General features: G+C 67.4%; 30 protein-coding genes, 1 pseudogene and 2 riboswitches. Of the genes and pseudogenes, 17 read left to right on the top strand and 14 right to left on the bottom strand.

The annotated features are described in order from the left end of the window. The first annotated feature begins 5 nt into the window (after positions 1-5). Positions 6-1,466 (top strand): MFS transporter, encoded by a 1,461-nt coding sequence (locus C8D87_RS38575; RefSeq protein WP_112231000.1) that lies wholly within the window; start codon positions 6-8, stop codon positions 1,464-1,466. 52 nt (positions 1,467-1,518) lie between these two features. Here the strand turns inward: C8D87_RS38575 and C8D87_RS38570 are convergent, their stop codons facing one another. After that, on the bottom strand, positions 1,519-2,430 hold the full coding sequence (locus C8D87_RS38570) for a threonine ammonia-lyase (protein ID WP_112231339.1): 912 nt from the start codon (positions 2,428-2,430) through the stop codon (positions 1,519-1,521). Beyond that, the gene (locus tag C8D87_RS38565; protein ID WP_112230998.1) at positions 2,430-3,362 is read right to left on the bottom strand and encodes a threonine ammonia-lyase; all 933 of its coding nucleotides are present in this window, start codon (positions 3,360-3,362) and stop codon (positions 2,430-2,432) included. The genes C8D87_RS38570 and C8D87_RS38565 overlap by 1 nt, the downstream gene beginning before the upstream one ends. 63 nt (positions 3,363-3,425) lie before the next feature. Here C8D87_RS38565 and C8D87_RS38560 point away from each other — a divergent pair, with 63 nt between their 5' ends. Further along, positions 3,426-3,920: a hypothetical protein gene (locus C8D87_RS38560; RefSeq protein WP_112230996.1), complete on the top strand. Its 495-nt coding sequence runs from the start codon at positions 3,426-3,428 to the stop codon at positions 3,918-3,920. A gap of 516 nt (positions 3,921-4,436) precedes the next feature. Further along, positions 4,437-5,432 carry a S1 family peptidase gene (locus C8D87_RS38555; RefSeq protein WP_325049753.1) on the top strand — a complete coding sequence of 332 codons (996 nt, stop codon included), beginning with the start codon at positions 4,437-4,439 and terminating at the stop codon, positions 5,430-5,432. Here the strand turns inward: C8D87_RS38555 and C8D87_RS38550 are convergent. Beyond that, positions 5,429-6,190: a dioxygenase family protein gene (locus C8D87_RS38550; RefSeq protein WP_112230992.1), complete on the bottom strand. Its 762-nt coding sequence runs from the start codon at positions 6,188-6,190 to the stop codon at positions 5,429-5,431. The genes C8D87_RS38555 and C8D87_RS38550 overlap by 4 nt on opposite strands. Positions 6,191-6,221: 31 nt before the next feature. Beyond that, positions 6,222-6,863: a thiamine phosphate synthase gene (gene thiE, locus C8D87_RS38545; protein ID WP_109631475.1), complete on the bottom strand. Its 642-nt coding sequence runs from the start codon at positions 6,861-6,863 to the stop codon at positions 6,222-6,224. A gap of 26 nt (positions 6,864-6,889) precedes the next feature. Continuing rightward, a riboswitch (TPP riboswitch) is annotated at positions 6,890-7,001 on the top strand. Between thiE and C8D87_RS38540 the strand changes: the two genes are divergently transcribed. The 4 genes from C8D87_RS38540 to C8D87_RS38525 all read left to right on the top strand — a co-directional run bounded on the left by C8D87_RS38540 (position 6,996) and on the right by C8D87_RS38525 (position 9,582). Then, the gene (locus tag C8D87_RS38540; RefSeq protein WP_112231337.1) at positions 6,996-7,949 is read left to right on the top strand and encodes an FAD-dependent oxidoreductase; all 954 of its coding nucleotides are present in this window, start codon (positions 6,996-6,998) and stop codon (positions 7,947-7,949) included. (Overlaps the previous riboswitch by 6 nt.) Then, positions 7,946-8,146, top strand: coding sequence for a sulfur carrier protein ThiS (gene thiS / locus C8D87_RS38535; RefSeq protein ID WP_109631478.1), 201 nt, complete (start codon positions 7,946-7,948; stop codon positions 8,144-8,146). Before C8D87_RS38540 ends, thiS begins: the two co-directional genes overlap by 4 nt. Before the next feature lies 1 nt (position 8,147). Further along, on the top strand, positions 8,148-8,903 hold the full coding sequence (thiG, locus tag C8D87_RS38530) for a thiazole synthase (RefSeq protein ID WP_112230989.1): 756 nt from the start codon (positions 8,148-8,150) through the stop codon (positions 8,901-8,903). Between the two features lie 235 nt (positions 8,904-9,138). After that, the gene (locus C8D87_RS38525; protein ID WP_233439171.1) at positions 9,139-9,582 is read left to right on the top strand and encodes a MarR family winged helix-turn-helix transcriptional regulator; all 444 of its coding nucleotides are present in this window, start codon (positions 9,139-9,141) and stop codon (positions 9,580-9,582) included. A gap of 36 nt (positions 9,583-9,618) precedes the next feature. Here C8D87_RS38525 and C8D87_RS38520 read toward each other — a convergent pair whose 3' ends face one another. Both C8D87_RS38520 and C8D87_RS38515 read right to left on the bottom strand, forming a co-directional pair. Then, the gene (locus C8D87_RS38520) at positions 9,619-10,107 is read right to left on the bottom strand and encodes a DUF5956 family protein (protein WP_112230987.1); all 489 of its coding nucleotides are present in this window, start codon (positions 10,105-10,107) and stop codon (positions 9,619-9,621) included. A gap of 51 nt (positions 10,108-10,158) precedes the next feature. Continuing rightward, complete coding sequence (locus tag C8D87_RS38515) at positions 10,159-10,587, bottom strand: SRPBCC domain-containing protein (RefSeq protein ID WP_112230985.1); 429 nt, start codon at positions 10,585-10,587, stop codon at positions 10,159-10,161. A gap of 14 nt (positions 10,588-10,601) precedes the next feature. Here C8D87_RS38515 and C8D87_RS38510 point away from each other — a divergent pair, with 14 nt between their 5' ends. Continuing rightward, positions 10,602-11,192 (top strand): TetR/AcrR family transcriptional regulator, encoded by a 591-nt coding sequence (locus C8D87_RS38510; RefSeq protein WP_215732608.1) that lies wholly within the window; start codon positions 10,602-10,604, stop codon positions 11,190-11,192. On the opposite strand, the gene thiD is transcribed toward C8D87_RS38510, so the two are convergent. From thiD to C8D87_RS38490, 4 genes are all read right to left on the bottom strand, one after another. After that, on the bottom strand, positions 11,135-11,953 hold the full coding sequence (gene thiD, locus C8D87_RS38505) for a bifunctional hydroxymethylpyrimidine kinase/phosphomethylpyrimidine kinase (RefSeq protein WP_112230983.1): 819 nt from the start codon (positions 11,951-11,953) through the stop codon (positions 11,135-11,137). The two genes, C8D87_RS38510 and thiD, sit on opposite strands and share 58 nt — an antisense overlap. Then, positions 11,950-13,605: a phosphomethylpyrimidine synthase ThiC gene (gene thiC / locus C8D87_RS38500; protein ID WP_109631494.1), complete on the bottom strand. Its 1,656-nt coding sequence runs from the start codon at positions 13,603-13,605 to the stop codon at positions 11,950-11,952. The genes thiD and thiC overlap by 4 nt, the downstream gene beginning before the upstream one ends. Further along, a riboswitch (TPP riboswitch) is annotated at positions 13,595-13,719 on the bottom strand. (Overlaps the previous gene by 11 nt.) A 171-nt stretch (positions 13,720-13,890) precedes the next feature. Then, the gene (locus tag C8D87_RS46490; RefSeq protein ID WP_170154729.1) at positions 13,891-14,217 is read right to left on the bottom strand and encodes a hypothetical protein; all 327 of its coding nucleotides are present in this window, start codon (positions 14,215-14,217) and stop codon (positions 13,891-13,893) included. A 211-nt stretch (positions 14,218-14,428) separates the two neighbouring features. After that, positions 14,429-15,031: a LysE family translocator gene (locus tag C8D87_RS38490; protein WP_109631501.1), complete on the bottom strand. Its 603-nt coding sequence runs from the start codon at positions 15,029-15,031 to the stop codon at positions 14,429-14,431. 85 nt (positions 15,032-15,116) lie between these two features. Between C8D87_RS38490 and C8D87_RS38485 the strand changes: the two genes are divergently transcribed. Beyond that, positions 15,117-16,058 carry an aldo/keto reductase gene (locus C8D87_RS38485; protein WP_112230981.1) on the top strand — a complete coding sequence of 314 codons (942 nt, stop codon included), beginning with the start codon at positions 15,117-15,119 and terminating at the stop codon, positions 16,056-16,058. Here C8D87_RS38485 and C8D87_RS38480 read toward each other — a convergent pair. Further along, positions 16,055-16,633 (bottom strand): peptide deformylase, encoded by a 579-nt coding sequence (locus tag C8D87_RS38480; protein WP_109631509.1) that lies wholly within the window; start codon positions 16,631-16,633, stop codon positions 16,055-16,057. The two genes, C8D87_RS38485 and C8D87_RS38480, sit on opposite strands and share 4 nt — an antisense overlap. A gap of 108 nt (positions 16,634-16,741) precedes the next feature. On the opposite strand from C8D87_RS38480, the gene C8D87_RS38475 reads away from it, so the two are divergent. Both C8D87_RS38475 and C8D87_RS49005 read left to right on the top strand, forming a co-directional pair. Then, positions 16,742-17,020 (top strand): DUF3263 domain-containing protein, encoded by a 279-nt coding sequence (locus C8D87_RS38475; protein ID WP_109633103.1) that lies wholly within the window; start codon positions 16,742-16,744, stop codon positions 17,018-17,020. A 242-nt stretch (positions 17,021-17,262) separates the two neighbouring features. After that, positions 17,263-17,619: a LytR C-terminal domain-containing protein gene (locus C8D87_RS49005; RefSeq protein ID WP_325049759.1), complete on the top strand. Its 357-nt coding sequence runs from the start codon at positions 17,263-17,265 to the stop codon at positions 17,617-17,619. A 58-nt stretch (positions 17,620-17,677) separates the two neighbouring features. Here the strand turns inward: C8D87_RS49005 and C8D87_RS38465 are convergent, their stop codons facing one another. Next, a complete protein-coding gene (locus C8D87_RS38465; RefSeq protein ID WP_112231333.1) occupies positions 17,678-19,831 on the bottom strand; it encodes an AAA family ATPase in 2,154 nt (717 codons plus the stop codon). A 268-nt stretch (positions 19,832-20,099) separates the two neighbouring features. Between C8D87_RS38465 and C8D87_RS38460 the strand changes: the two genes are divergently transcribed. The 4 genes from C8D87_RS38460 (at position 20,100) to C8D87_RS38445 (ending at position 22,244) form a co-directional block, all read left to right on the top strand. Next, the gene (locus C8D87_RS38460; RefSeq protein ID WP_112230979.1) at positions 20,100-20,486 is read left to right on the top strand and encodes a hypothetical protein; all 387 of its coding nucleotides are present in this window, start codon (positions 20,100-20,102) and stop codon (positions 20,484-20,486) included. Further along, a complete protein-coding gene (locus C8D87_RS38455) occupies positions 20,477-20,788 on the top strand; it encodes a hypothetical protein (protein WP_112230977.1) in 312 nt (103 codons plus the stop codon). The genes C8D87_RS38460 and C8D87_RS38455 overlap by 10 nt, the downstream gene beginning before the upstream one ends. Beyond that, on the top strand, positions 20,761-21,426 hold the full coding sequence (locus C8D87_RS38450; protein ID WP_112230975.1) for a hypothetical protein: 666 nt from the start codon (positions 20,761-20,763) through the stop codon (positions 21,424-21,426). The genes C8D87_RS38455 and C8D87_RS38450 overlap by 28 nt, the downstream gene beginning before the upstream one ends. Positions 21,427-21,863: 437 nt before the next feature. Then, complete coding sequence (locus tag C8D87_RS38445; protein WP_112230973.1) at positions 21,864-22,244, top strand: hypothetical protein; 381 nt, start codon at positions 21,864-21,866, stop codon at positions 22,242-22,244. A 148-nt stretch (positions 22,245-22,392) separates the two neighbouring features. Here the strand turns inward: C8D87_RS38445 and C8D87_RS38440 are convergent. Then, positions 22,393-23,004: pseudogene (locus C8D87_RS38440) on the bottom strand (CDP-alcohol phosphatidyltransferase family protein); the annotation flags it as partial. A 132-nt stretch (positions 23,005-23,136) separates the two neighbouring features. Here C8D87_RS38440 and C8D87_RS38435 point away from each other — a divergent pair. Both C8D87_RS38435 and C8D87_RS38430 read left to right on the top strand, forming a co-directional pair. Beyond that, positions 23,137-24,891, top strand: a complete 1,755-nt coding sequence (locus C8D87_RS38435) for an RHS repeat-associated core domain-containing protein (RefSeq protein ID WP_170166737.1) — start codon at positions 23,137-23,139, stop codon at positions 24,889-24,891. A gap of 21 nt (positions 24,892-24,912) precedes the next feature. Further along, positions 24,913-25,332, top strand: a complete 420-nt coding sequence (locus C8D87_RS38430; RefSeq protein WP_170166736.1) for an SUKH-3 domain-containing protein — start codon at positions 24,913-24,915, stop codon at positions 25,330-25,332. A gap of 91 nt (positions 25,333-25,423) precedes the next feature. Here C8D87_RS38430 and C8D87_RS38425 read toward each other — a convergent pair. Continuing rightward, positions 25,424-26,038, bottom strand: a 615-nt coding sequence (locus C8D87_RS38425) for a CDP-alcohol phosphatidyltransferase family protein (protein ID WP_459178199.1), incomplete at its 5' end; no start/stop codon positions are given.

Genomic DNA, 26,038 nt, shown 5'->3' with positions numbered 1-26,038 from the left:
GGCGCATGATCACCTGGGGTACGCCGCGTGCCCGCGCGGTGCTGGCCACGACGATCCTCGGTTCGGGCATGGCGATGCTCGACGGGACGATCGTCAACGTGGCGCTGCCCCGGATCGGCGCGGAGCTGACCGCGTCGGTCACGGACCTGCAGTGGATCCTGAACGGGTACCTGCTCGCGCTCGCCTCGCTGATCCTGATCGCGGGGTCGCTGGGGGATCGGTTCGGGCGGCGCCGGGTCTACGTGATCGGGGTGATCTGGTTCGGCGTCGCCTCGCTGTTGTGCGGTGCGGCGTGGAGCGTGCCGGTGCTGGTGGCTGCTCGGGTGCTGCAGGGTGTGGGCGCGGCGCTGCTGACGCCAGGTGCGTTGGCGATCTTGCAGGCGTCGTTCAACCGGGAGGACCGGTCGCGGGCCATCGGCGCGTGGTCGGGGCTTTCCGGTGTCGCCACGGCCGTTGGGCCGCTCGTCGGCGGGCTGCTGGTGCAGGCGTGGTCGTGGCGGCTCGCGTTCCTGGTGAACCTGCCGGTGGCCGCCTTGTGCGTGTGGATGGCGCTGCGGTTCGTGCCGGAGTCCCGTGACGACTCAGCCAGCCATCCCAACTACCTGTCGGCGCTGGTGGGCGCCGTGGGCCTCGCATTGTTGACAGGTGGGATCGTTGAACAATCCTACGTTGTGACAATCCTCGGCCTGGTCGCGCTGGTGGCGTTCGGCGTGCTGCAGAAGCGGTCGGCCGACCCGCTGGTCCCCGTAGAATTGTTCAACAACAGAACATTCCTACTTTCCAACATCCTGACGTTCCTCGTCTACGCGGCCCTCGGCGGCGTCATGGTTCTGCTGGTCCTGCAGCTGCAGATCTCCCTCGGCTACTCGCCGACGGCGTCGGGCCTGGCCAGCGTGCCGATCACGATCATCATGCTGCTGGCGTCCTCGACGTCCGGCAAGATCGCCCAGCGCCACGGTCCGCGCCTGCAGCTGATCGTCGGCCCCCTCCTGGTGGGCCTCGGCATGCTGTTGCTGCGAGGAGCCGAGCCGGGCGCCTCTTACCTGTCCGGCGTACTGCCGGGCGTCCTGGTGTTCGGCATCGGCCTGGCGGTGGTGGTCGCCCCGGTGACGGCAACCGTGCTCGCCTCGGCCCCCGACCACCACGCGGGCGTCGCGTCCGGCGTGAACAACGCCGTGGCCCGCACCGGCAGCCTCCTCGCGATGGCCGTGCTGCCCGCGGCCGTCGGCCTGACGGGCGACGACTACGCCAACCCGGCGGTCATGACCGACGGCTGGCAGATGGCCCTGGTGCTGTGCGCCGTCGCGTCGATCATCGGCGGCTTGTTGGCCATCGGGATCGACAACCGAGTGCTGTCCGCGGCGCCGGAACAGCAGGACTGCCCGCGCCCCGGCGAGTGCCTGCACTGCGGCGTGGAGGGCCCGCCGACGCACATCAGGTCAGGCGGCGAGCAGGTGCACCGCTGACCGGTTTCGCGGAGGGCGAGGACCGGTGGCGGGCCCGGCTGGGCACGCTCGGTCAGGCCCGCGCTGTGAGAGCCGCCGCCAGCAGCTCGGGGTCGACGTTGCCGCCGGACACGACCGCAACCCCGCTACCGAGCTTCGCCTGAGCCGCCACCGCGACCGCGCCACTGGGCTCGGCAACGAGCCGGGCACGGCGAGCCAGATCGGCCACCGAGGCCAGGATCTCGTCCTCGGACACGGTGATCACGTCGTCCACGAGCTCAGAGATGTGCTCCCACGTCAGCCCGGACGGCTCGTCCCGCAACGCGTCCGCCACCGTGCGCGCGCGGTCAACCGGGTCCCAGCGCACCAGCGAGCCCGCGCGCAGCGAGTCCGCGATGTCGGCGGCCAGCGCCGGCTCTGCGCCGATCACCCGGACGTCGGGGCGCAGGGTCTTGATCGCCGTGGCCACACCGGAGATCAGCCCGCCACCGGACATCGGCACCACGACGGCGTCGACGTCCGGCAGGTCCGCCAGGATCTCCAGGCCGATGGTGCCCTGCCCGGCGATCACGTCGGGGTGGTCGAACGGCGGGATCAGTGCCGCGCCGCGTTCGGCGACCAGAGCCTCGGCGCGCTCGACGCGTTCGGTGATGCCGACGATGAAGACCTCGGCTCCCAGCGTCCGCGTGGCCTCGACCTTCACCGCCGGGGTGTTGTACGGCATCACGATCGCCGCGGGCACGCCGTGCAGGCGGGCCGCGTAGGCGACGGCCTGGGCGTGGTTGCCGCTGGAGTAGGCGACCACGCCGCGCGAGCGGTTTTCCAGGCGCGCCAAGGCGTTCAGCGCGCCGCGGAGCTTGAACGCGCCGATCGGTTGCAGTGACTCCGGCTTGAGCCAGCGCCCGGCACCGAACGGCAGCAGCGGCGTGCGCACCACGTGGGGCGCGATCACCGTTGCCGCCGCGCGGATGTCGTCCAGCGAGATCACGGGTTGACCAGGGACGCGAACAGCGCGGGTTCGATGTTGCCGCCCGACACGACCGCCACGGCCGGGCCGGCGGGCAGCGAGCGGTTCAGGTACGCCGCAACGGGAACCGCGCCGCTCGTCTCGGACACGACGCGGGTGCGGCGGGCGATTTCCTTCACCGCGGCGCGGATTTCGTCCTCGGTCACGGTCACGATGTCGTCGACGTACTCGCGGATGTGCGCGAAGGTCAGCTCGGACGGTTCGGCGCGCAGGCCGTCGGCGATGGTGCGGGCGCGGTCGTGGGCGTCCCAGCGGACCAGCGAACCCGCGGCGAACGAGGCGGCGGCGTCGGCGGCCAGTTCGGGTTCGACGCCGATCACGCGGACGTTGGGGCGCAAGGACTTCACGGCCGTTGCCACGCCGGCGATCAGGCCACCGCCGCTCACCGGGACCAGGACCGTGGCCACGTCGGGAAGATCCGCGCAGATCTCCAGGCCGATGGTGCCCTGGCCGGCGATCACGTCCGGGTGGTCGAACGGCGGGATCAGCGTGGCGCCGCGTTCCTCGACCAGTTCGGCGGCGCGCGACTCGCGTTCGGTGATGCCCACGACGAACACCTCGGCGCCCCAGGCGCGCGTGGCGTCGATCTTCATCTGTGGCGTGTTCGACGGGACGACGATCGCCGCCGTCATGCCCAGAAGTGAAGCGGCGTGAGCGACTGCTTGCGCGTGGTTACCGCTCGAATACGCCACGACACCACGGGCGCGGTCCTCGGAAGGTATGCGGGACAACGCGTTCACCGCGCCGCGCTGCTTGAAGGCACCGATCGGTTGCAGGCACTCGGGCTTGATCCACAGTCCGGAGTCGAACGACAGCAGCGGGGTGTGAACGACGTGCGGGGCAATCGTGGCGGCGGCCGCGTGGACGTCTTCGAGAGTCACCAAGCGCATGTGTCGATGATGCACGTCACCGGCGCACAACCGGTGAACTGTGCCCGACGTCCCACAAGTGTCATGGCTGAGAAGGAGAAGATCACCCCCGTCAAGCTCGTCGCGAGTGTGCTCGCCGCCGTCACCGCGGCTGTGCTGAGCCTTCGCCTCAACGTCGTCGGCACCATCATCGGCGCGGCTCTCGCGAGTGTGGTGACCACGGTGGGCGCCGTGCTCTATCAACGGTCGATGGAGCGCGAAAAGCGTTGGCAGGTAATCGCGGTCGGCGGCCTGCTCGCCTTCGTGGTGACCGTCCTCACCGTCACGAGCGTTCAGCTCGTCACCGGCAAACCGACGTCAGCGGACCCCGCGACACCCACGACGAGCACGAGCGTCCACACCGAGACGCACACCGAGACGACGAAGACCGAAACGATCACCGTGACGGCCCCGCCGACCACGTCCGGTCAGCCGCCCACCGAAAGCACCACGACGACCGGACCGCCGACCTCGTCGACAGGATCACGACAGCCGACCGACAGCTCGACGCCGCCGTCAACTGTCGACCCCATTCGGTGATCACGTCACTACTTTGAGCGATAGTTAACTGTCAATTGCTACGCACCGCAGTTGATCTGTCGTGAGCTGTGACACACTTCGTCCACGGTCGAGGTTGGGCGTAATAGATAACAGGCCCATAACGTCACTCGATCGGGCGAAGGATCGGTCCGAAAGAGACCGGGAGGAGGGGCGCGATGAGGCTCGTGGCCGGACCACTTGAGCGCGGCGCCCCTGTCAGAACCAGGAGACAACCGAGGGTGGGAGGGGTGGGGCGACCCCTGCCGCCGCCCCACCACCCGTCCCCCTAGAGCCCCCGAGAGAGGTCCCTGCAACCGATCTCTCGGGTTCCCCTGCACCCGAAAGTGAGGGAGACGTCTGATGAACCGCACGAGTGCGGCCCGTATCACCGGTGCCGTTCTGCTCGCCACCGGAGTCGTCACTGCTCTCAGCGTACCGGCGTTTGGCGCCCCTGCCGCACCAGTCGCCCCAACCGGTTCCGACACGGAGAGCTACCCGGCCGAATTGCTCCAAGCGGTGGAACGTGATTTGGGCCTGAACGCTGACCAGGCACGCGTCCGGTTGGCCACTGACCAGAAGTCGAGCGAAATCGTCGAGCAAGCGAAGGCGTCGTTGGGCGACGCGTTCGGCGGAGCGTGGATCGACCAGGCGAGCGGCAAGCTGACCGTCGCGGTGACCAAGTCGGGACTCTCCGTGAGCGGCGCCGACGTCAAGGTCGTCAAGAACTCGCTCACCCAGCTCAACGGCACCAAGTCGGTGCTCGACCTCATGAGCGCTCCCCAGTCGGTCACCAGCTGGCGCGTGGACGAGAAGTCCAACGCCGTCGTGATCGAGGTCAACCGCAACACCCGTGACGCCGCGGCCGAGCAGTTCATCGCGACCGCGAAGTCCATCAACTCGGCCGTCACGGTCGAAGAGGTGACCGAGAACCCGACGCCGCTGTACGACCTGCGCGGCGGCGACGCCATCTACATGGGCGGCGGCCGCTGCTCACTCGGCTTCTCGGTGTCCGGCGGCTATGTGACCGCGGGCCACTGCGGCCGGGCCGGCACCGCTGTCTCCGGCTACAACCGGGTCGCGCAGGGCACGTTCGCGGGTTCGGTCTTCCCCGGCAGCGACATGGCGCACGTCCGCACCAACGCCAACTGGACCCCGCGGCCGTGGGTCAACCGCTACGGCGGCGCGAACATCATCGTCCGCGGTTCCACCGAAGCCGCTGTCGGCGCGCAGATCTGCCGCTCCGGCTCGACCACCGGCTGGCGCTGCGGCACCGTCCAGGCCAAGAACCAGACCGTGAACTACCCGCAGGGCACCGTCCGCGGCCTCACCCGCACCAACGCGTGCGCGGAGCCCGGTGACTCCGGTGGCTCGTGGGTGGCGGGCTCCGGCTTCGGCCAGGCCCAGGGCGTGACGTCCGGTGGATCGGGCAACTGCTCGTCCGGCGGCACCACGTTCTTCCAGCCGGTCAACCCGATCCTGTCGCGCTACGGCCTGACCCTCACGCGCGGCTAACTGAACTGCACCGACCGTTTCGAGAGCCCGTACCAGAAGCCTTCAACGCTGGTACGGGCTTTCTCGTCGCTCGCAGCGCCCAGTGCCACGAACAACGGCGCGAAGTGCTCAGTCCTCGGATGTGCGATTCCGGCGGCCGGAGCCTTCTGCTGGAAGTCCAGCAACGCGTCCACGTCGCCGGTGGAGAGCATCTGGTTGGCCCAGTCGTCGAACTCGGCAGACCACGACGGCGGCTCGTAGTCCGGTCCGGCGGGGAAGTTCACGCAGCTCAGGTTGTGCGTCATGAACCCGCTGCCGACGATCAGGACGTTCTTGTCCCGCAACGGTGCGAGCTTGCGGCCGATCTCGTGCAGCTGCCGCGGGTCGAGCGTGGGCAGCGACATCTGCAGCACCGGCACGTCGGCCTCGGGGAACATCTCCTTGAGCGGCACGTAGGCGCCGTGGTCGAGACCGCGTTCGGCGTCCTGCTCGACGTGCCCGCCGAGGAGCTTGCGGACGTCGTCGGCGAGCTCGGGCGCGCCCGGTGCCTCGTACGTGACCTCGTAGTACCGCTGCGGGAAACCCCAGAAGTCGTAGACCAGCGGCACGGTCTCGGTCGCGCCGATGGTCGTCGGCGCCTCCTCCCAGTGCGCGGAGACCATGAGCACGGCTTCCGGGCGCGGGAGGGTGGCGGACCAGTCCTTGAGCTCTCTGGTCCACGTCTCGTCGTCAGCCAGCGGGGGTGCCCCGTGGCTCAGGTACAGCACAGGTGCGCTCACGTCGTCGAGCGTACGCCTGCTTGTTCAAATTTCAACTACTAAGTTCAACTTTGAACGACTCGGCGGCGGCCTTGGGGTCCTCGGCGTCGGTGATGGCCCGCACGACGACCACGCGCGTGGCTCCCGCGGCCTTGACCTCGTGGAGGTTCTGCAGGTCGATGCCGCCGATCGCGAACCACGGCCGCCGCACGCCCTTCGTGGCACGGACGAGGTCGAGCCCCGGTGCGGGACGTCCCGGCTTGGTCGGCGTCGGCCAGCACGGACCCGTGCAGAAGTAGTCCACGCCGTGCTGCGTCGCCGCCGCCTGCATCTGGTCCACGTCGTGCGTGGAGCGCCCGATGACGACCTCCTCGCCGACGACGTGACGCGCGCACGAGACCGGCAGGTCGTCCTGGCCGAGATGCAGCACGTCCGCCCTGACCGCGTACGCGATGTCCGCGCGGTCGTTCACGGCGAGGAGCTTGCCGTGCGCGGCACAGGCTTCCGCGAGCACCTCGAGGGCGGCGATCTCCTGCTTCGCCTCGAGTGACTTGTCCCGCAACTGGATGATGTCGACCCCGCCGGCGAGCGCCGCATCGGCGAACTCGGCCAGATCAGGCCGGTTCGGCGTGCAGAGGTAGAGCGTCGCGTCGGCGAGTCGTTGCCTGATCAGGTTTCCGTCGAGTCCTGGCACGCTCGCACCGTAACCGTTATGTTGGTGTCGGTCCGCACGGGAGCCTGGAGAAGACCGGGCTGAGAGGGAGCGTGGTTCGCTCCGACCGTCGAACCTGATCCGGGTCATGCCGGCGCAGGGAGCGTGAATGCCTTGACTGTGGAAGTGTCCGTCCGGGGTGGCGGTGTCATCGGCCTGTCCGTCGCGTTGGCCGCGGCACGGGCCGGCTACTCGGTTTCCGTTTCCGACGAGGGCTCGCCGCACGCGGGCTCACGGGTCGCGGGCGGCATGCTCGCGCCGCTCACGGAGGCGTGGCCCGGCGAGGAAGCCGTGGTGGCGCAGGGTGTTGAGGCACTGGCGATGTGGCCTGCCTTCGCGTCGTCGATCGGTGTCGAACTGTTCACCGCGGGCACTCTCGCGGTCGGCACCCAGCCCGGTGATCTCGCCGACCTGCGGCACGCGGGGGAGCTGCTGACCTCACGGGAGATCCGCGCGCTGGAACCGTCGCTGGGGCCTGCGGTCCGTGGCGGTGTGTACGCGTCGGGTGACCTCGCGGTCGACAACCGCGCGTTGCTTTCCGCTTTGTGGAAGGCATGCGTGGAAGCAGGTGTGCGGTCCGATGTGGACGGAACGGTGCAGGTGATCGCCGCCGGCGCGTGGAGCGGCCGGCTGCACCCCGCGTTGCGCGACGTCATCCGCCCGGTGAAGGGCGAGATCCTCAGGCTCACGCATCGGCCAGGTGCCCTGCCACCGCCGAAGCACACGATCCGCGCGCTGGTCTCCGGCCGGCCGGTGTACCTGGTGCCGCGCGACGACGGCCTGGTGGTCGGCGCCACCCAGTACGAGGCGGGCTTCGACACCGACGTGACGGTCGCCGGCGTGCGGGACCTGTTGCGGGACGCGGAAACCGTGCTGCCGGGCATCGCCGAATACGCGCTGACCGAGACCGCCGTCGGGTTCCGTGCGGGCAGCCCCGACAACGTCCCGGTCGTGCGCTGGCTCGAACCCGGCGTGATCGCCGCGACCGGCCACCACCGCAACGGTCTCCTGCTCGCCCCGCACACCGCTCGTCTCGTGGTCGAGCTGCTCAAGGGAGGAAGCTCGTGAAAGCACAGGTCAACGGCACTTCTCGGGACTTGGCCGACGGCACGTCGGTCGCCGCCGTGGTGTCGCTGGTGGGGGCACCCGAGAAGGGGGTTGCCGTCGCACTGGACGGCGCCGTGGTGCCGAGGGCGTTGTGGGACAAGACGATCGTGCCGGACGGCGGCGTGGTCGAGGTGCTGACCGCGGTCCAGGGAGGCTGACGTGGACGATCCGCTGCTCATCGCGGGCCGGGAGTTCCGGTCCAGGCTCATCACCGGCACCGGCGGTGCCGCGAACCTCTCCGTGCTGGAGCGGGCTCTGGTGGCCTCGGGCACCGAGCTGACCACCGTGGCCATGCGCCGGGTCGACTCGGCGGGTCAGACCGGCGTGCTGGAGTTGTTGCGGCGACTGGGGATCGAGGTCCTGCCGAACACCGCGGGATGCCGCACGTCCGCCGAGGCCGTGCTGACCGCGCAGCTCGCCCGTGAGGCGCTGGAGACGAACTGGGTGAAGCTGGAGGTCGTCCACGACGAGGAGACCCTGCTGCCGGACCCGGTCGAGCTCCTCGACGCGGCCGAGCGGCTCGTCGACGACGGCTTCGTGGTCCTGCCCTACACCAACGACGACCCGGTGCTGGCGCGCAAGCTCGAGGACATCGGCTGCGCGACGGTGATGCCGCTCGGCTCGCCGATCGGCACGGGTCTCGGCATCCGCAACCCGCACAACATCGAGCTGATCACGTCCCGCGCCTCGGTGCCGGTGGTGCTCGACGCCGGGATCGGAACGGCGTCCGACGCCGCGCTGGCGATGGAGCTGGGCTGCTCGGCAGTGTTGCTCGCGACCGCCGTGACCAGGGCCGATGATCCGGAACGGATGGCGGCGGCCATGCGGTGCGCGGTCGAGGGCGGGCGGCTCGCGCGGCTGGCGGGCCGGATCCCGCAACGGTTCTGGGCCCAGGCGTCCTCGCCCAGCCGGTAGGCGGAAAGAAGTCCGCGTTCTGCGGAATTCCGGTCAGCACCCGTCCGGGGTGGCCGGCTACGGCGACGAGGTGCATCGGGTTTCCTCCTTTGTGAGTGAGAAATTCACCATGGAGGCGCTGGATCCGTTCTGGCTCTTCGCCAGAACTCGACGACGAGGAGCCGCTACCTTGGGTACACACGTGCTGGGGGATGATTGACCATTACCTGAATTCCGCCGAGGAGGACGACTAGCCGTGACGGCCCCCATTGACGCCGAGGTCGAGGACGCGACCGCGCGTCTGTACCTGGCGATCGGCCGGCTGGCCCGGTTGCTGCGACGCACCGGTTCCCCCGGACTCGGCCCCGGCGCGGTCTCCGCGCTCGCCACGCTCGCGAGGTGCGGTCCCATGCGCCTCGGCGACCTGGCGAACAAGGAAGGCGTGGCGCCCCCGACGCTGTCCCGCATCGTCGCCGCACTGGTCGAGGCCGGGTACGTGAAGCGGGAACCCGACCCGCAGGACGGCCGCGCGTGGCTCGCAACGCCCACGCCGGAGGGCGAGACGATGGTCTCCGGTGTGCGGTCCGCGCGGGTGCGTGAGCTGCAACGGCGGATCGAGCAGCTCACGCCCGAGCACGTGGCGGCGCTCGTGAACGCGTTGGACGCGCTGGAGACCCTGGTCGGAGAAGAGTCGAAGTAGCCGAACCGGCCACCTGCCTCAGAGCAGTGGGGCGGCTCATTCGGCTGTTCGACCGAAGTCGGCGAGTGCGGCTCGGGCCACGCGACGTACATCAACCGGAAGGCCGGTGGTGTCCTTCGCGATGATGGCCCGTTCCAGCTCCTTCAGGCCACTGCGCGTGGGTGGGACCTTCAGGTACCACGCGAATCCGCGCGGTCGTGGCGGAATGCCGGCCTCGGCAAGATAGTCGTTGACGGACTCTTCGATGACGTCCTGGTCTTCCTCGGTTCGCGGAACTGTTCGCTGTTCCGCGATGACGCGCGAATTCCCGGCACGTGTCCGTTCCACGACGTGGTAGGCGGACACGTCGTCGGCGATCCTGCCCGCGAGCTCAGGACCCGCCTCCCACGCGATCGTCGCTCCCCATCCGTTGTCCGGCAACAGGGCGTAATGCAGGGAGCCGACGTGGATTTCCTTCTTCGCGGGCTCGGTCCGGGCGGTGACGGGCTCAGTCGGGAGAACGGGGAAGTCTTCCCATGAGTACATGTCACGCTCCTGAGGGATGCCGGGAGCCGGTGGCCCCCGACACCCTACGTCTCAACTCGTCGGCCTGTGGGAGAAGAGCCGAAGCAGCGCCTGGTTGAAAGCATCGAACTCCGCGACGAGCACGTCACGGGTCTGCGCCAGCACGCCGGCGGCCATCGTGCCGGTGAACGACTCCGCGTTCACCAGGTGCGTGCCGCAGTCGACCTCCGTGAGCTCCCAGCGGTGGCGGCCGAAGAACGTCCCCTGCTCGCCACCCTGGGACGTCAGCGAGTAAGGATCCATCGAGGTGATCTCGCCCTCGAAGTCGCGTTCGAACGGCGTGCCCTTGGCCGCCTTCACCTTCGTCTTCATCCCGTCCACGTGCGTGTACTCCATGACGGGGTTCCAGTCGGCGTAGCCGGCGAAGTCCACCAGCACCCGCCACACGTCATCCACCGGCGCGGGGATGACCAGCTCTGTCCTGACCTCATTTTCCTGCATGGTTGTTCAGCTTAATGGCGACGGCTACTCTTTTTCCCATCGTCGGGATCAAGGGACAGGTGCAGCAGCGCGGCGTCGAGCGACGTCGCGAGATCGTCGACGCCGCGATCGAGCTGTTCGGCGTCAACGGGTACGCGGGCACGGGCGTCGCGGCCATCGCGAAGAAGGCGGGCGTCACGCCGTCCGCGGTGATCCACCACTTCGGGTCGAAGGAGAACCTGCTCAAGGCGGTTCTGGACGAGTTCGACGCACGGGCCGCAGCGCGCGTCTCCTCGAAAGATCTCGTGACTGCGTTGCTCGAGGACGCCGAACACACCGTGGCGCACAAGGGTTTGGCGACGCTGCACACAGTCCTGCAGGCCGAGCACCTGGCGCGCGACGACGAGATCACGCGGCGCTTCCGGGAACGCAACCGGCTCCTGCGCCGGCACTTCGCCGAAGTGCTCTCGGACGCAGGAGCCGTGGAGCTGATCGCGTTCCTGGAAGGTGCCCTGACGGTCTGGCTGCTCGATCCCGAGACGACCGACCTCAAGGCGATGTACGCCCGCTACCTGTCGAGCCTCCAGAGCGGCGACACCGGGCCCACACCGGCGCCCAGCGGGTAGGCGGCGGCGACCGACCGGACGATGAAGTCCTTGCCGAACCGCACGGCTTCCGGCACCGTCGCACCCTTCGCGAGCGCCGAGCTGATCGACGACGCGAGAGTGTCGCCGCTGCCGTGCGTGTGCTTGACGTCGTAGCGCGGGCCAGGCAGCTCGATGAACTCCCTGCCGTCGTACAGCAGGTCGAGGCACTCCGGGTCGTCCCACATGTGGCCGCCCTTCACGAGCACCCACTCCGGACCCATGGCGTGCAGAGCGACCGCGGCTTCACGCTGGTCCGCGCGGTCCTTCACCGCGAGACCGGTGATCAGCCGCACCTCGTCGAGGTTCGGCGTGACCAGCGTGGCGCGCGGGAAGAGCAGGCCCCGCAACGCGTCCAGCGCCGAGTCGGCCAGCAGCTGGTCGCCGTGCATCGACGCCGACACCGGGTCGACGACGAACGGGGTCTTCCCGCCGCGGCCGATCCCGACCCGGTCCAGCGCGGGTGTGATCGCCTCGATGATGGCAGCGGAAGCCAGCATGCCGGTCTTCGCGGCCTGCAGCCCGATGTCCTCGGCCACCGAAAGGATCTGCGCCGCAACGGTTTCCGCCGGAATCTCGGCGACGCCCGTGACACCGAGCGAGTTCTGGACCGTCACGGCGGTCAGTGCGACGCAGCCGTGCACTCCGCACGCGAAGAGCGTGCGGAGGTCGGCCTGGATGCCCGCACCACCGCCGGAATCGCTTCCGGCGATGGTGAGGACCCGAGGAGGTGTTGCTGTCACGTCGTTTCCACCACTGGCAGGTAGACCTTGTTCCCGGTGTCGGCGAACTCGTCGGACTTCTCCGCCATGCCCGCCTCGATCGCCTCCACAGTGGACAGTCCGCGTTCCTCGGCGTAGCGCCGCACGTCCTGCGTGATCTTCATGGAGCAGAACTTCGGCCCGCACATCGAGCAGAAGTGCGCCGTCTTCGCCGGTTCCGCGGGAAGCGTCTCGTCGTGGAACGAGCGCGCGGTGTCCGGGTCGAGCGACAGGTTGAACTGGTCCTCCCAGCGGAACTCGAAGCGCGCCTTGGACAGCGCGTCGTCCCAGTCCTGGACGCCGGGGTGACCCTTGGCGAGGTCGGCGGAGTGCGCCGCGATCTTGTACGTGATCACGCCGGTCTTCACGTCGTCCCGGTTCGGCAGGCCGAGGTGCTCCTTCGGCGTGACGTAGCAGAGCATCGCGGTGCCCAGCCAGCCGATCTGCGCCGCGCCGATCGCGGACGTGATGTGGTCGTACGCCGGCGCGATGTCCGTGGCCAGCGGGCCGAGGGTGTAGAACGGCGCCTCGCCGCACCACTCCTCTTCCAGCCGCACGTTCTCGGCGATCTTGTGCATCGGTACGTGGCCGGGGCCCTCGATCATGACCTGGACGTCCTTGGCGCGCGCGATGTGCGTGAGCTCGCCCAGGGTCCTCAGCTCGGCGAACTGCGCCTCGTCGTTGGCGTCCGCGATGGAACCCGGCCGCAGCCCGTCACCCAGCGAGAACGTCACGTCGTACTCGCGCAGGATGTCGCAAAGCTCCTCGAAATGGGTGTAGAGGAAGCTCTCCTTGTGGTGCGCGAGGCACCACGCGGCCATGATCGAACCGCCGCGCGAGACGATGCCGGTGACGCGCTTGGCCGTGAGCGGCACGTACCGCAGCAGCACGCCTGCGTGCACCGTCATGTAGTCGACGCCCTGCTCGCACTGCTCGATCACCGTGTCGCGGTAGACCTCCCACGACAGCTTCGCCGGATCGCCGTTGACCTTCTCCAACGCCTGGTAGATCGGCACGGTGCCCACGGGCACGGGGGAGTTGCGCAGGATCCACTCGCGCGTCTCGTGGATGCGCTTGCCGGTGGACAGGTCCATGATCGTGTCGGCACCCCAGCGGGTCGCCCACACCATCTTCTCGACCTCGTCCTCGATCGACGACGACACGGCGGAGTTGCCGATGTTGGCGTTGATCTTCACGAGGAACTTCTTGCCGATGATCATCGGCTCGGCCTCGGGGTGCTTGCGGTTCAACGGAATGACCGCACGCCCGATGGCCACCTCGTTGCGCACGAACTCCGCGTCGAGGTTCTCGCGCGCCGCGATGTAGCGCATCTCCGGGGTGATGATCCCGGCCTTCGCGTACGCGAGCTGGCTGACAGCTCCGTTGATCGGTTCCCGTGCGGCGATCCACTCCGCCCGTCCAGCTGGCAGTCCACTGTGGACGTCGATCACCGCGTTGTCGTCGGTATACGGACCGGAAGTGTCGTACAGATCGACATGTTCGCCGTTGGTCAGTTCCACCCTGCGGAAAGGCACCCGGATGTCAGGAGCGACTTCGCGGTACACCTTGCGGGAGCCCGAGATCGGGCCGGTGGTCACACTGGGTTTGACCGAACGGTCGTCAAGTGCCGTCACGACATTCCTCCCTACGCCGGCATTACCCGGTCAGGTTCAGGCGGTCGGTGACACCGGCACTACAGCCAGTCACCCTCTCAGCCCGCTCAGGCGCGAGCTCCCGCGTTGTGTTGAGTTGTCGAGACCCGACCATAGTCAGCGCGCGCCACAGCTGCCAAGGGCGCCCTTTGCCCCTAATCTCTTCCAGGTGGCGGATCATCAGCCGTTCCCGCCCGGCGCGCGTCGCGGTCAACGTCCCGCCGTGGTCTCCGCATGCCCTTCGTGCGGAGAACTCGCAGGTCGTGGCTATCCCGACTGCGGCTTCTGCGCCGAGCTGCTCGACCAGTTCTGGCTCGCGGACTGGGAGGCCCTGCGGATGTCGTCGCAGCTCGCCGACCGGGAACTGGCCGAGCTGGTGGTCTCCTCCGACGTCGGCGAGTACCCGTGGACGTGCGTGGACTGGGCGATGACGCTGCTGGCGTGTTCGAGGTGCGGTGCCGAGCTCGGCACCGGACCGGTCGAGTGCGTGCGGTGCGCCGTCACGGAGGAGCGCCGGTGGAGCTGGGACCACGCGGCGCATCCGAACACCATGAGCGCGAACGAGCACCTTTTACGGGTCGCCCGCGCGGCCATGCGCGCACCTCACCGGCGCCGGCCCGCGGTGGTCCAGGCCTGGCGGCTGGTGCTGCCGTTCCTCATCGCCGGCGAGGTGATCGAGTTCGGCCGTCTGGACCGAGTTCGCGCGCACGTGCTGGCCGGTGGCTACGCGTCGATGGCCGCGTGCCACACCATGGCTGAGCTGGCCGGACTGCCCGAGCTGTTCTGGCGCCGGGGCAACCCGATCTCAACGCGGGTCGAGTACCAGCCGGATTCCGAGCGCCAGCAGCACGCCGCCCGACAGCTTCTCGAGCGCGGGACGGACCCGCGGGCGGGCGAGCCAGCCGCGGATGGTGTGCAGGATCGACACGATGATCAGGTACCAGAAGGTGTCGATGACGACCCAGAACGCGGCGAGGAAGAGCAGAACCCCCTGGCCGGCCTGCCCAGCAGGCACGAACTGCGGTAGGAACGAGATCGCGAACACGCCGAGCTTCGGGTTGGCCAGGTTCACGACCAGTCCACTGCGGAAGGCGTGACTGGCGGGCGGAGGTTCCGCGGACGGCAGGCTCTTGCTGATCAGCGCCTTGACACCCAGGTAGATCAGGAACACCGCGCCGGCGATCCGAAGCCCGTGGTAGGCGATCTCGGACGCCGTGAGCAGCACCGAGATGCCCAGAGCCGCGGCGATCGCCCAGCACGCGACGCCGACCTCCATGCCGAACACCGTCGCCAGCGCGGCTTTTCGTCCGTGCACCGACTGTCGCAGGACCATGGCCGTACCGGGTCCTGGCGACAGTGCGATGAGGAACGAGGCCGCGATGAAGGCGACGAGGTTGTCCAGTGGCATGCCTTGATGGTCGCCGATGAGAGCAATTTTATTTTCCTGGAAGTGGCTTGACCTGGAGCGCGCTCCAGGATGTTCGGTAGGAGCCATGACAGAGCTGGACAACGTGAAGCTGGGTTTCGGAACGTGGGCCATGGGAGGGCCGTTCCTGGGGCCGGACGGATCGCAGGTCGGCTGGGGACCGGCCGACGACGCCGAGTCGGTGAAGGCGCTGCAGCGATCGTTCGAGCTGGGCGTGCGACTGTTCGACACGGCCGACGTCTACGGCTGCGGGCACTCGGAGACGCTGGTGGGGCAAGCGTTTGCGTCCGTGCGTGACGACGTGCTGATCGCGACCAAGTGGGGTTGCGGGTTCGACGCCGCCACCCGCCGGATGACCGGGAACGAAGGATCGGTCGAGTACCTGCGCCGCGCCGTCGAGGGGTCGTTGCGGCGACTGGGCACCGACCGGATCGACCTGTACCAGCTGCACATCGGGGACCTGCCGCTGGAGGACGCCGCGCTGCTGAGGGACGAGTGCGAGGCGCTGGTCGCCGCAGGCAAGATCCGCGCGTACGGCTGGAGCACCGACGACGTCGAGCGGGCGCGTTTCTTCGCGGCCGGGGAGCACGGGGTGGCCGCTCAGGCCGACATCAACGTGCTGTTCGACAACCCGGAGATGTACGCGGGGGAGTACGCCGTGCTGTGCCGTCGTCCGCTCGCGATGGGTCTGCTCGCGCGGGAGACGTTCTCGACGTTGCCGGCCGACGACGTGCGCGTCACGAACCCGTCGTGGCTGCGCTTCTTCGTCGACGGGAAGCCTTCGCCGGAGTACTTCCAGGCGCGGGAGGCCGTGCGGGACGTGCTGACGTCAGGCGGCCGGACGCTGGTCCAGGGCGCGCTGGCGTGGTTCTGGGCGCGCTCCCCTCGCCTGATCCCGATTCCGGGCGTCCGGACGGTGGCTCAGGTCGAGGAGAACGCGGCTGCGCTGGAGTTCGGGCCGTTGACGGCCGAGGAACTGGCCCAGGTGGAGTCGGTGCTCCGCCCCTAGTCCTCGTCGTCCACGAAGTTCGAGGGGTCGGCCGGGTCCCAGGAAAGGCCCGGCTGGCCCCACTCGTTGTCGCGCAGCATCCGCTTCGACTCCTTCTTGTACCGGCCGACGAGGCGGTCGATGTAGAGGTAGCCGTTGAGGTGGTCGGTCTCGTGCTGCAGGCAGCGCGCGAAGAACCCGGTGCCCTCGACCTCGAACGGCTGCCCGTCGACGTCCTGCCCGGTCACCTTCGCCCAATGGGCGCGTCCGGTCGGGTACGCCTCACCCGGCACCGACAGGCAGCCCTCGAAGTCGTCGTCCGGATCCGGCATGGTCTCCGGGATCTCGGAGGTCTCCAGCACGGGGTTGCAGATCACGCCGCGGTGCTGGTTGCCCTCGTCATCAGGGCAGTCGTAGACGAACACCCGCAGGTCGACACCGATCTGGTTGGCCGCGAGGCCGACTCCCTGAGCAGCTGCCATCGTCTCGAACATGTCGTCGACGAGCGTCTTCAGCTCGGTGTCGAACTCGGTGACCTCGCGCGTCGGGTTGTGGAGCACGGGGTCGCCAACGATGCAGATGCGGTGCACGGCCATGGTCAGACTTTAAGCCGTCCAAAACTGTCGGTGTCGCGCGGTAGGTTGGAACGATCACGTGATTGAATTGCCCACACCTGAGATGGTGTGGCGACCGTGGGGAGCCAGATGGATCACGCCGAGGCGCTTGCTACCGCTGATGGGCTGACCAGCCGCGAACGCACGATGCTCGCGTTCGAGCGTCAGTGGTGGAAGTACTCGGGGTCCAAGGAACAGGCCATCAGGGAACTGTTCGACATGTCGGCCACCCGCTACTACCAGCTGCTGAACGGCCTCATCGAGAAGGAAGCCGCACTGGCTGCCGACCCGATGCTGGTCAAGCGGCTGCGCGGCGTGCGGACAGGCCGCGCCAGGGTTCGTGCACGCGCCAGGAGCACCGAGGACTGATGACCTCCCCCGAGTCCGCAAGCCCGTCCCGTCCGGCAAAGGCCGCCGGCTTCGCTCTGCTGGGTGTAGCCGCGGTGGCTTTGATCATCGGCGTCGTCAGCCTCTTCGGTGGAGGGTCTGACACACCGCCCTCCGCTGAGGGGAGTTCGACCGCGCCTCCAGCTCAGACCGGGTCTGAGCCGCCTTCCACACCGTCGTCGGCGCCCGCGGGGACGACCACCACGGTTCCGCCGACCACCACTGTGCCGCCCACGTCTTCTGCCGCGGTGCCGCCGCCTCCCGTTACGCAGCCCGGGGCTGCGAAGGTGCCGGTTCGGGTTTACAACAACTCGACCATCACCGGGTTGGCGGTCAAGGCTGCGGACGATGTCCGGGCCAACGGGTGGAATGTCGAGGGGACCGGGAACTACTCGCAGGGGACGATTCCCACTACGACCGTGTACTTCCGGCCTGGGACTGAGGAAGAGGCTTCTGCGAAGGAGCTGGCTTCGGTGTTGCGGGCTCGGGTTGAGCCTCGGTTTGACGGGATTCAGTCGTCCGCGCCCGGGATCATTTTGATCGTCACCAATGACTATCAGGGCGCTTCTAAGAACAAGTAGACGTTGATGAGGGGAGCTTTCCTCAACCTCGGGTTGAGGAAAGCTCCCCTCATCAACGTCAGCGGGTCGCTGCATAGGCCGCAAGCGAGGCCAGCTGTACCGGGTCCAGCGACGGGCGGACCACCTCGCGGGCCTTCGCCAGGTGGGCCTGGGTTACCTCGGCTGCCTCCAGCGACTCCCGCATTGCCGTCAGCGCTGCTTCTCGCACCAAAGCCGCGCAGTCTGCGGCCGAGTACCCCTCCAGCTCGCCGGCCAGGGCGGCCAGGTCCACGTCGTCTGTGAGTGGCGTGTTGCGCGATGCGGCCTTGAGGATCTCGGTGCGTGCGTCGGTGTCTGGCGGTGGCACGTAGACGAGGCGCTCCAAGCGGCCAGGACGCAGCAGCGCCGGGTCCAGCAGGTCGGGGCGGTTCGTTGCGCCGATCACCACCACGTCGCGGAGTGGTTCCACGCCGTCGAGTTCGGTCAGCAGAGCTGCCACTACTCGGTCTGCTACACCGGCGTCGGACGACTGGCCTCGGCGTGGGGCCAGGGCGTCCACCTCGTCCAGGAACACCAGGGCGGGGGCGGCGTCGGCGGCGCGGCGGAACAGCTCGCGGACTGCTCGTTCTGACTCGCCCACGAACTTGTCCATCAGTTCGGCGCCCTTGACGGTCAGGACGTTGAGCTGGCCTGAGCCTGCCAGGGCGCGCACCAGGAAGGTCTTGCCGCAGCCGGGAGGGCCGTAGAGCAGGACACCGCGCGGGGGAGCCACGCCCAGGCGGGCGAAGGAGTCCGGGTAGCGGAGAGGCCAGAGGGCTGCTTCGGTCAGGGCCTGCTTCACCTCGGTCATGTCGCCCACGTCGTCGAGGGTCAGTCCGCCGGTCTGGACGGTGTCGGACGCGGACATCGAGATGGGGCGGACGGTGTTCAGGGCGCCCAGCAGATCTTCTTGGCCCACGCGAGGTTCTGCCACTTCGCGCTGGCGCAGGGCTGCCCGGACCGCTGCCTCGCGGCGCAGGGCGCAGAGGTCGGCGGCCACGAAGCCCGGGGCGCGTTCGGCCACCGCGCCGAAGTCCACATCGGACTCCAGTGGGACGTCGCGGAGCAGGACGCGCAACAGTTCGGTGCGGGTGGCGCCGTCCGGGAGCGGGAGGGTCAGTTCGCGGTCGACCAGATCGGGGGCTCGCAGGCGGGAGTCGACCGACTCGGCACGGGCCGAGGTGACCACCAGGGCCAGGTTCGGGCGGGACACGGCCGTGCGGAGGATGTCCAGGACCACAGTGGCCACCGGCGGGGGTGACGCCGGTAGCAGGGCGTCGATGTCGGTGATCAGCAGGACCGTCGGTTGTTCCGGGACGCCAGCGATCGCGTCGCCCAGTTGCTTGGCCATCGCGCCCGGTTCCAGCACGGAGATGCTCGGCGCGGCCAGTTCCACGATCGACGCGTCCACGGAGCGGGCCACGGCTCGGACGAGGGTTGCCTTGCCGACGCCTTCCGGGCCGCTGACCATGGCCGCCAGGCGGGCCGAGGCGCCCAGGCGGGTCAGCAGTTCGGGTTGGCGGAACATCAGTTCCAGCCATTCCGTCAGGCGGCGGGCCTGGTCCTTCTGACCCACCAGGTCCGTCACCGGGAGCGCCTCGTGCTTTTCCTGCACCACAACGGGAGTCACCTCGGCGGCCGGGGCTGAGGCGGAGCGCCAGCCCACCACGCTCGACGGCTGTACGGCCACCGGGCCCGCCGGGTCGGTGGAGGTGATGGTGATCAGCTCGTTGGTCCACGTCATGCCGATGGCGTTGGAGAGCTTGCGACGCGTTTCGGAGACGTTGGCGCCGGGCGGCGGCGCGAGGTCCTGGGGGAGCAGCGAGACGTTGTCGCCCACCGTCAACACCTTGCCGGTCAACGCCAACCGAACGTGATCGGGAGTCAGGGCGGTGGTGGCCAGGCGGGAGCCGGCGACGGTGATCGAGCGCGCGCCCGCCACCTGGACCGGGGCCACGACGATTTCGGAGCCTTCGACCACGCCCAGGTTGGTCAGGGTGACGTCGTCGACGAGGACCACACCAGGCGGTTGTTCACCGGCGGCGGCCAGGGCGGCACTCACGCGGGCGCCGGTCAGTTTCACGGCGTCCCAGGCGCGCAGGCCCAAGGCGTCGAGCACCTCCGGGTGGAGGCGGACAACGCCGCGACGGGTGTCCAGTGCGGACGGGGACAGGCGAGCCGTCAGCGTGATCACGTCGACCACTCTAGTTCTTCATGACGAGCGTGCCGGTTGGTTGATGTCTCTGCGTCACAGATGCACAAGCGGCATGGGCGGTCACACATTGGTCACACCAGACCATTCGGGACGCGATTGACCTGAACGGAGTCTTCCGGGCACTGCGGAGGCGACGGCAGGGTGGTGCCGAATCCGGGCGGGGAGGCTCGGTTGTCGCGCGGCGGCGGGACATCAGCCCAATTTGGGGGAAATCTCAATGCGCCAAAGATCGGCGCGCGTCTTTGGCGTGCGCGCGTTCACTCTTGTACTGGCCGTTTCGGCTGGTTTCATCACTCCGGTCGCGAACGCCGCGCCGGCTCCGAGCGAACTGCCGAACGAGGCGTCCGCGATGGCGGCGGCGCGGAAGTTCGACAAGCCGGTGAAGGTGTCCGGGCTTACGACCGAGGCGACGGAAACGATCGCCAACCCGAACGGCAAGATGACGTTCATCCAGTCGCTCAAGCCAGAACGAGCGAAGTGCGGGGACAAGTGGGTTCCCGTCGACACCAAGCTGCGCAAGCACTCGGACGGACTGATCCGTCCTGAGGCGGCTGTGGTGGACCTCCAGTTCGCCGGAGCCGGCAAGGACAAGCCGCTCGCACTGGTGCCAAGGACGGCGTCGAGGTGGGTCTGACCTGGCTGGAAGCGTTGCCGGAACCGAAAGTCGATGGCGCCAAGACGACGTACTCAGACGTTTGGCCGGGCATCGATCTGACGGTCGAAGCGACCGCGACCGGGTTCAGCCAGCTGCTGGTGGTGAAGACCGCCGAGGCGGCGAAGTCGGAGAAGCTCCGCAAGATCACCTACGGCTCGCACGTCAAGGGCGGCAAGCTGAGCCAGCGCGACGGCCTGCTCGAGGCCAAGGACGACAAGGGGACCGTGCGGTTCACCGGGGATGCCTCGCAGATGTGGGACGCAACCGGCCGCTGCGACTGACCCTCGGCGCCGACGTGAGCCCCGACCAGTTGTGGCTGACGAACTACTTCGAGGAAGGCACCCGTCGGCTCGAACAGTCCATCGTGGACCGTTCACGGGACACCGATTACCGGATCTCCAACCGGAAGTACTCGTACGACACCGGTGGCAACGTCACGAGGATCGCTGATCAACCAAGTGATGCGACGGCATGGGACACCCAATGCTTCCGTTACGACAAGCTGCGCAGGCTGACCAAGGCATTCACACCGCGGTCAGGTGACTGTGCGGGAGAGCCGACCGCTGAGTCTCTCGGCGGTGTGGCGTCGTACTTGTACGACTACGGCTACGACAAGATCGGCAACCGGACGTTGGGGCGCACGACCACCTCGTCCGGTGTGGTCAACCGCAAGTACAACTACGACCCGGCGAACCAGCCGCACGTGGTCCGCTCGATCGACGAGACGGGCCCGTCCGGCATGGCGCGTGACGAGTTCGGCTACGACAGGACGGGCAACACCACCACTCGCAAGGTCGCGGGGCAACACCCAGACCATCTCCTACGACGTCGAGGGCCGTACGTCCAAGGTCGTCGAGGCTTCCGGCAAGGAGTCGTCGTATCTCTACGACGCCGATGGCGGCCGACTGATCAAGCGTGAGCCGGGCCGTACGACGTTGTATCTGCCCGAGGGAATGGAGTTGGTGAAGGACGATGCCACCAAGCAGGTCTTGGGCAAGCGGTACTACTCGCACGGCGGCACTGTGGTGGCGGTGCGTCACTCGAGTGGCCGGTTGTCTTTTGCGCGGCTCGGGACCAGTAAGGAAAGTACTGGTCGATTTTCTGCTGCAGAGCAAAGGCGGAAGAAAACTCCAGGTCATTCGGGCACGGGGTCTCGGTGCGGGGGGTTGACGGTCCTGTGGAAAACGCATCCATGGCAACCAGGCGTCAGATAGAAGACGCAGGATTCTCGCTGATCTTCACTCCACTAGAAATCTTCCAACGCATCACACTCTGATTCTTTCGAAGCCGGTAGACTCAAAAGTGCAAAAGGCTTTCAATACTGTGTTCGGGTGGGTTAAGGTGAATGAGATTTCTGTGGGGAAGCTTGACCAGCTGCTGGTCCTGATCATCTTCGACTGGCGCGATGGGCCGATCGAGGGGATCGTGAGGCTCAAGGGTGGGAATGCTTGTTGGTACTTCAAGTTGTTCGCCGAACGGCTGGAAGCAACGACTGTCGACGACCGTCTCTTTGCTCTCTGGGCGCTTCCTGACCCTGACAGTGCGATCCTGTGTGAGGAATTCGGCGAGGGTGATCAAGGCGGCCATGTCTGGCCTGTGTCTGGTGGGCTCGGCACGGCCAAGGTGTGCGACATCGTAGACGGGCTCCTGGCTACCAGGCCAGGATCGCCGAATCTGATCATTCGAACTCCAGATTTTGTTGAGGTGTTCGGTGTTTGGAATGTGGCGCTGGACTGAGTAGCAGAAGTGAAATATGAGAGGCCCCACCGGTATGATTCCGGTGGGGCCTCTTGTGTGTTGGGTATCGGACAGCAGTTTGACGGCAACGTCAGCGGAGAGGGCCGTATCGAGTGGCGGCTTCGGTGCTGATGTGGGCGCAGTCCGGTTAACGTTTGGGTTGGCGTCTAAGACCCAACTGCCGCCAAGACCGACGACGCCCGTTGGCGCCAGCCACCGTGCCCTCCGCCGCAACAGCCGTAGATGCGTCACGCCGAGGCTGGCGCACCGCGCGCATGGCCGCACCGGCGACGCGTCCGTGCAACGGCTGACGCAAGCCGAGCCGACGGGCAGCCACGCCGTGGGCGCGCTTGATGGCGCGACGATCAGCCCCGGTGACGGTCCACGCCTCGGGGTGCTTCGACAGCCACATGTACCGGCGCACCGAGTACGGCAGGTGCGCGAGGTACGCGACCATCGCGATGATCAGTGCCACTAGCGGGAACGTGATGATCGCGGCGGCCAGCAGGCCGATGAGGACCAGCAGGGGGGCTACCGCGCGCGGGGGGACCTTCACGGTCTTCACGGACAGCGTCGGGATGCGTGAGACCAGCAGCATCGCGACGATGACGGTCCACACGCCGACGACGATCGGGGAGTTCCACCAGCCGTCGCGGCGGACCTGCTCCTCGATGATCAGGGGGAGGAGCAGCAGCAGGCCGCCTGCCGGGGCCGGGACGCCCACGAAGAACTCCTTCGCGAACGGCGGCTGTTCCTTCTCCAGGGCCGTACGTCCAAGGTCGTCGAGGCTTCCGGCAAGGAGTCGTCGTACCTGTACGACGCCGATGGCGGCCGACTGATCAAGCGTGAACCGGGCCGTACGACGTTGTATCTGCCCGAGGGAATGGAGTTGGTGAAGGACGACGCCACCAAGCAGGTCTCGGGCAAGCGGTACTACTCGCACGGCGGCACTGTGGTGGCGGTGCGTCACTCGAGTGGCCGGTTGTCTTATGAGGTAAGCGACCATCAGGGCACGCCGGTTGTCTCGGTCAAGGCCGGCGAACTGACGTATCAGCGTCAGTACTTCGATCCGTTCGGCAAGGCGCGTGGTCCGAACGGCGGCTCATGGCTAGACGACAAGGGCTTCGTGGGTGGCACGCGTGATGCTTCCGGCCTGACGCATTTGGGTGCTCGGGAGTACGACCCGGCGATCGGTCGGTTCCTGTCGGACGACCCGATCATGAACACGGCGAATCCGCAGCAGGTCAACGGGTATTCGTACAGCAACAACAATCCGGTGACGTTCAGCGACCCGTCAGGTATGTACCTGGAAGGCGGCACTGGTTCCGACGGGCACAACTACGGCATCGACAAAGAACGCAACATCATCGTTGGTAACTGGCCGGGTGGTGACGAGGCGTCCGCGGCGGCGTACCCGGCGGCGACGAACAAGCGGCGTACGGCTCATGCCGCGTACAACAAGGCGCAGCAGGCTCGGTATGACGCCGCGGGTGGTAAGGACAAGTACGAGGAGTACTTGCGCGAGGCCAACAACTCGCAGTCGTGGTGGGACGTTGTTGTTGCGGAGTTGCTTGACCTGTTGATGGATCTGACGGGTATCAACGACGTCAAGGATTGCTTCACCAGTTTCGACATTCTCGCGTGTGCCAGCCTGGTGCCGGCGGCGAAGGTCATCAAGCTGGTGCAGGCCGCTGAGCGGATCGTCAAGGCGATCATGAAGGCTAACCGGATCATCGACAAGATCGCGGATGCCGCCGCGAGGTTGCGCCGGGTCGAGGAGAAGGCCGAGGAAGTCGCCGAGGCGGCGACCAAGTGCCTGGTTAACAGTTTTGTGCCGGGCACGCGGGTGTTGATGGCCGACGGCTCGTCGAAACCGATCGAGCAGATCAAACTCGGTGATCAAGTCCTCGCTACAGATCCGGAGACTGGTCAGAGCCGGGCTGAGGGCGTGGTGCGGACCATCGTCGGTGATGGCTCCAAGAACCTCGTGCAGCTGACGGTTGACGGTCAGTCCGAGAAGATCGTCGCCACTGATGGACATCGGTTCTGGCTGCCGGAGCTAAAGGAATGGGTACGGGCGGACAAGCTCGTTGCCGGTGTCTGGTTGCAGACGTCTTCCGGGACCTGGGTGCAGGTCGTCCAGGTGCGGAGGTGGAGCGCTGAACAGCGCGTTCACAACCTGACAGTCAGCGGCGCCCACACCTACTCTGTGCTTGCAGGCAACACTGCGTTCCTTTCTCACAACTGTGGAGTTGTTGACGCCGTGCTTGCGGAAGCAGAAGCAGTTGCGGACCTCTCGGGTTCTCAGCGCCCGAACGCGATTGAAGCTCTGCAAGTTCCCGGCCATGCCCCCATCGTCGCTCATAGCGATGGGGGTGTCGGAAATCGTCGAGTGCATCCGGTGGTCCAGGAAATCCTCGACAGGATTCCTCCTGGTCAGCAGCAGGGCAAGAATCATGGAGGTTGCGGTTTGGTTCAGTGTTTGACCGAGGCCTTGGATGCTGGGCTCGACCCGACTGGGGCTACCGCTGCTGCCGTGATAGGCCGCGCCAGAGGGAACGCGAACTTCAAGAGAATGATTGGGCCATGCGCGAGCTGTCAAGCGCTGGTTGATCATTTCAATATTGACTTCAAGGGGACGCCGTAGATGTCTCGATTCTCTCGAGAAGTGGAAGATGTTCTTCGGCGATCCGGCTGGGCGTCGGATCGTCAGGTTGATCTCGCTCGCTGGAAGAACTCTCTGTCGGAGTTCGTCTGGCACGAAGCGGCGGAGAAGTTCCTTCGAGAGTTCGGCGGAATTCGAGTGGTTGTCGAAGGTCCTGGTGTCAACTGTGCGCGGGAGCCGTTCGAGTTCGACCCGGATCTTGCCATCGGAGAGGGGGCGAGATTTGCAGAGCTTTCTGATCTGTTTGACCGGAAATTCTTTCCCTTGGGGGAGATTGGTCAAGGGGAGTTTTTCCTGGGAATTGATGAGGAGGGTGTCGTATATGCGCTTGCGCGTTGGGCGTTGCGGTACGACGTAGGGGATCAAGCGTTGGAGCAGCTCGTTACGGGGGTTGCGCCGGAGAGGCTCAATCCTTCCGCCTGAGTTTGCTCGCGGAGACGGGGTGTACTGATCCTGCTCCAAAGCTGAGGGCCGGACACGATGAACGTGTCCGGCCCTCAGTCAGATCAGGTGATCAGGACTTGTGGTGGCGGCGAAGGCCCAGCTGACGCCAGGAACGGCGCCGTCCACCTGCGGCAGGCATCGTGCCGTCGGCCGCGGCAGCGGTCGAAGCGTCACGCCGAGGCCGACGCACCGCGCGCATGGCCGCACCGGCAACGCGTCCGTGCAACGGCTGACGCAAGCCGAGCCGACGGGCAGCCACGCCGTGGGCGCGCTTGATGGCGCGACGATCAGCCCCGGTGACGGTCCACGCCTCGGGGTGCTTCGACAGCCACATGTACCGGCGCACCGAGTACGGCAGGTGCGCGAGGTACGCGACCATCGCGATGATCAGTGCCACCAGCGGGAACGTGATGATCGCGGCGGCCAGCAGGCCGATGAGGACCAGCAGGGGGGCCACCGCGCGCGGTGGCACCTTCACGGTCTTCACGGACAGCGTCGGGATGCGTGAGACCAGCAGCATCGCGACGATGACGGTCCACACGCCGACGACGATCGGGGAGTTCCACCAGCCGTCGCGGCGGACCTGCTCCTCGATGATCAGGGGGAGGAGCAGCAGCAGGCCGCCTGCCGGGGCCGGGACGCCCACGAAGAACTCCTTCGCGAACGGCGGCTGTTCCTTCTCCAG

Origin of the sequence: Lentzea atacamensis (assembly GCF_003269295.1) — a bacterium.
Classification (GTDB): Bacteria; Actinomycetota; Actinomycetes; order Mycobacteriales; family Pseudonocardiaceae; genus Lentzea; species Lentzea atacamensis.
This window is presented reverse-complemented; position numbering and strand designations above follow the sequence as displayed.

Bases quoted from the DNA above. Each gene is read 5' to 3' on its own strand.
- C8D87_RS38485 (WP_112230981.1), top strand. From the start codon at position 15,117: ATGACAGAGCTGGACAACGTGAAGCTGGGTTTCGGAACGTGGGCCATG.
- C8D87_RS38475 (WP_109633103.1), top strand. From the start codon at position 16,742: ATGGATCACGCCGAGGCGCTTGCTACCGCTGATGGGCTGACCAGCCGC.
- C8D87_RS38520 (WP_112230987.1), bottom strand. From the start codon at position 10,107: ATGTACTCATGGGAAGACTTCCCCGTTCTCCCGACTGAGCCCGTCACC.
- C8D87_RS38490 (WP_109631501.1), bottom strand. From the start codon at position 15,031: ATGCCACTGGACAACCTCGTCGCCTTCATCGCGGCCTCGTTCCTCATC.
- C8D87_RS38510 (WP_215732608.1), top strand. From the start codon at position 10,602: ATGGCGACGGCTACTCTTTTTCCCATCGTCGGGATCAAGGGACAGGTG.
- C8D87_RS38480 (WP_109631509.1), bottom strand. From the start codon at position 16,633: ATGGCCGTGCACCGCATCTGCATCGTTGGCGACCCCGTGCTCCACAAC.
- C8D87_RS38565 (WP_112230998.1), bottom strand. From the start codon at position 3,362: ATGCGCTTGGTGACTCTCGAAGACGTCCACGCGGCCGCCGCCACGATT.
- C8D87_RS38560 (WP_112230996.1), top strand. From the start codon at position 3,426: ATGGCTGAGAAGGAGAAGATCACCCCCGTCAAGCTCGTCGCGAGTGTG.
- C8D87_RS38515 (WP_112230985.1), bottom strand. From the start codon at position 10,587: ATGCAGGAAAATGAGGTCAGGACAGAGCTGGTCATCCCCGCGCCGGTG.
- C8D87_RS46490 (WP_170154729.1), bottom strand. From the start codon at position 14,217: ATGGCCGCGCGGGCGACCCGTAAAAGGTGCTCGTTCGCGCTCATGGTG.
- C8D87_RS38575 (WP_112231000.1), top strand. From the start codon at position 6: ATGATCACCTGGGGTACGCCGCGTGCCCGCGCGGTGCTGGCCACGACG.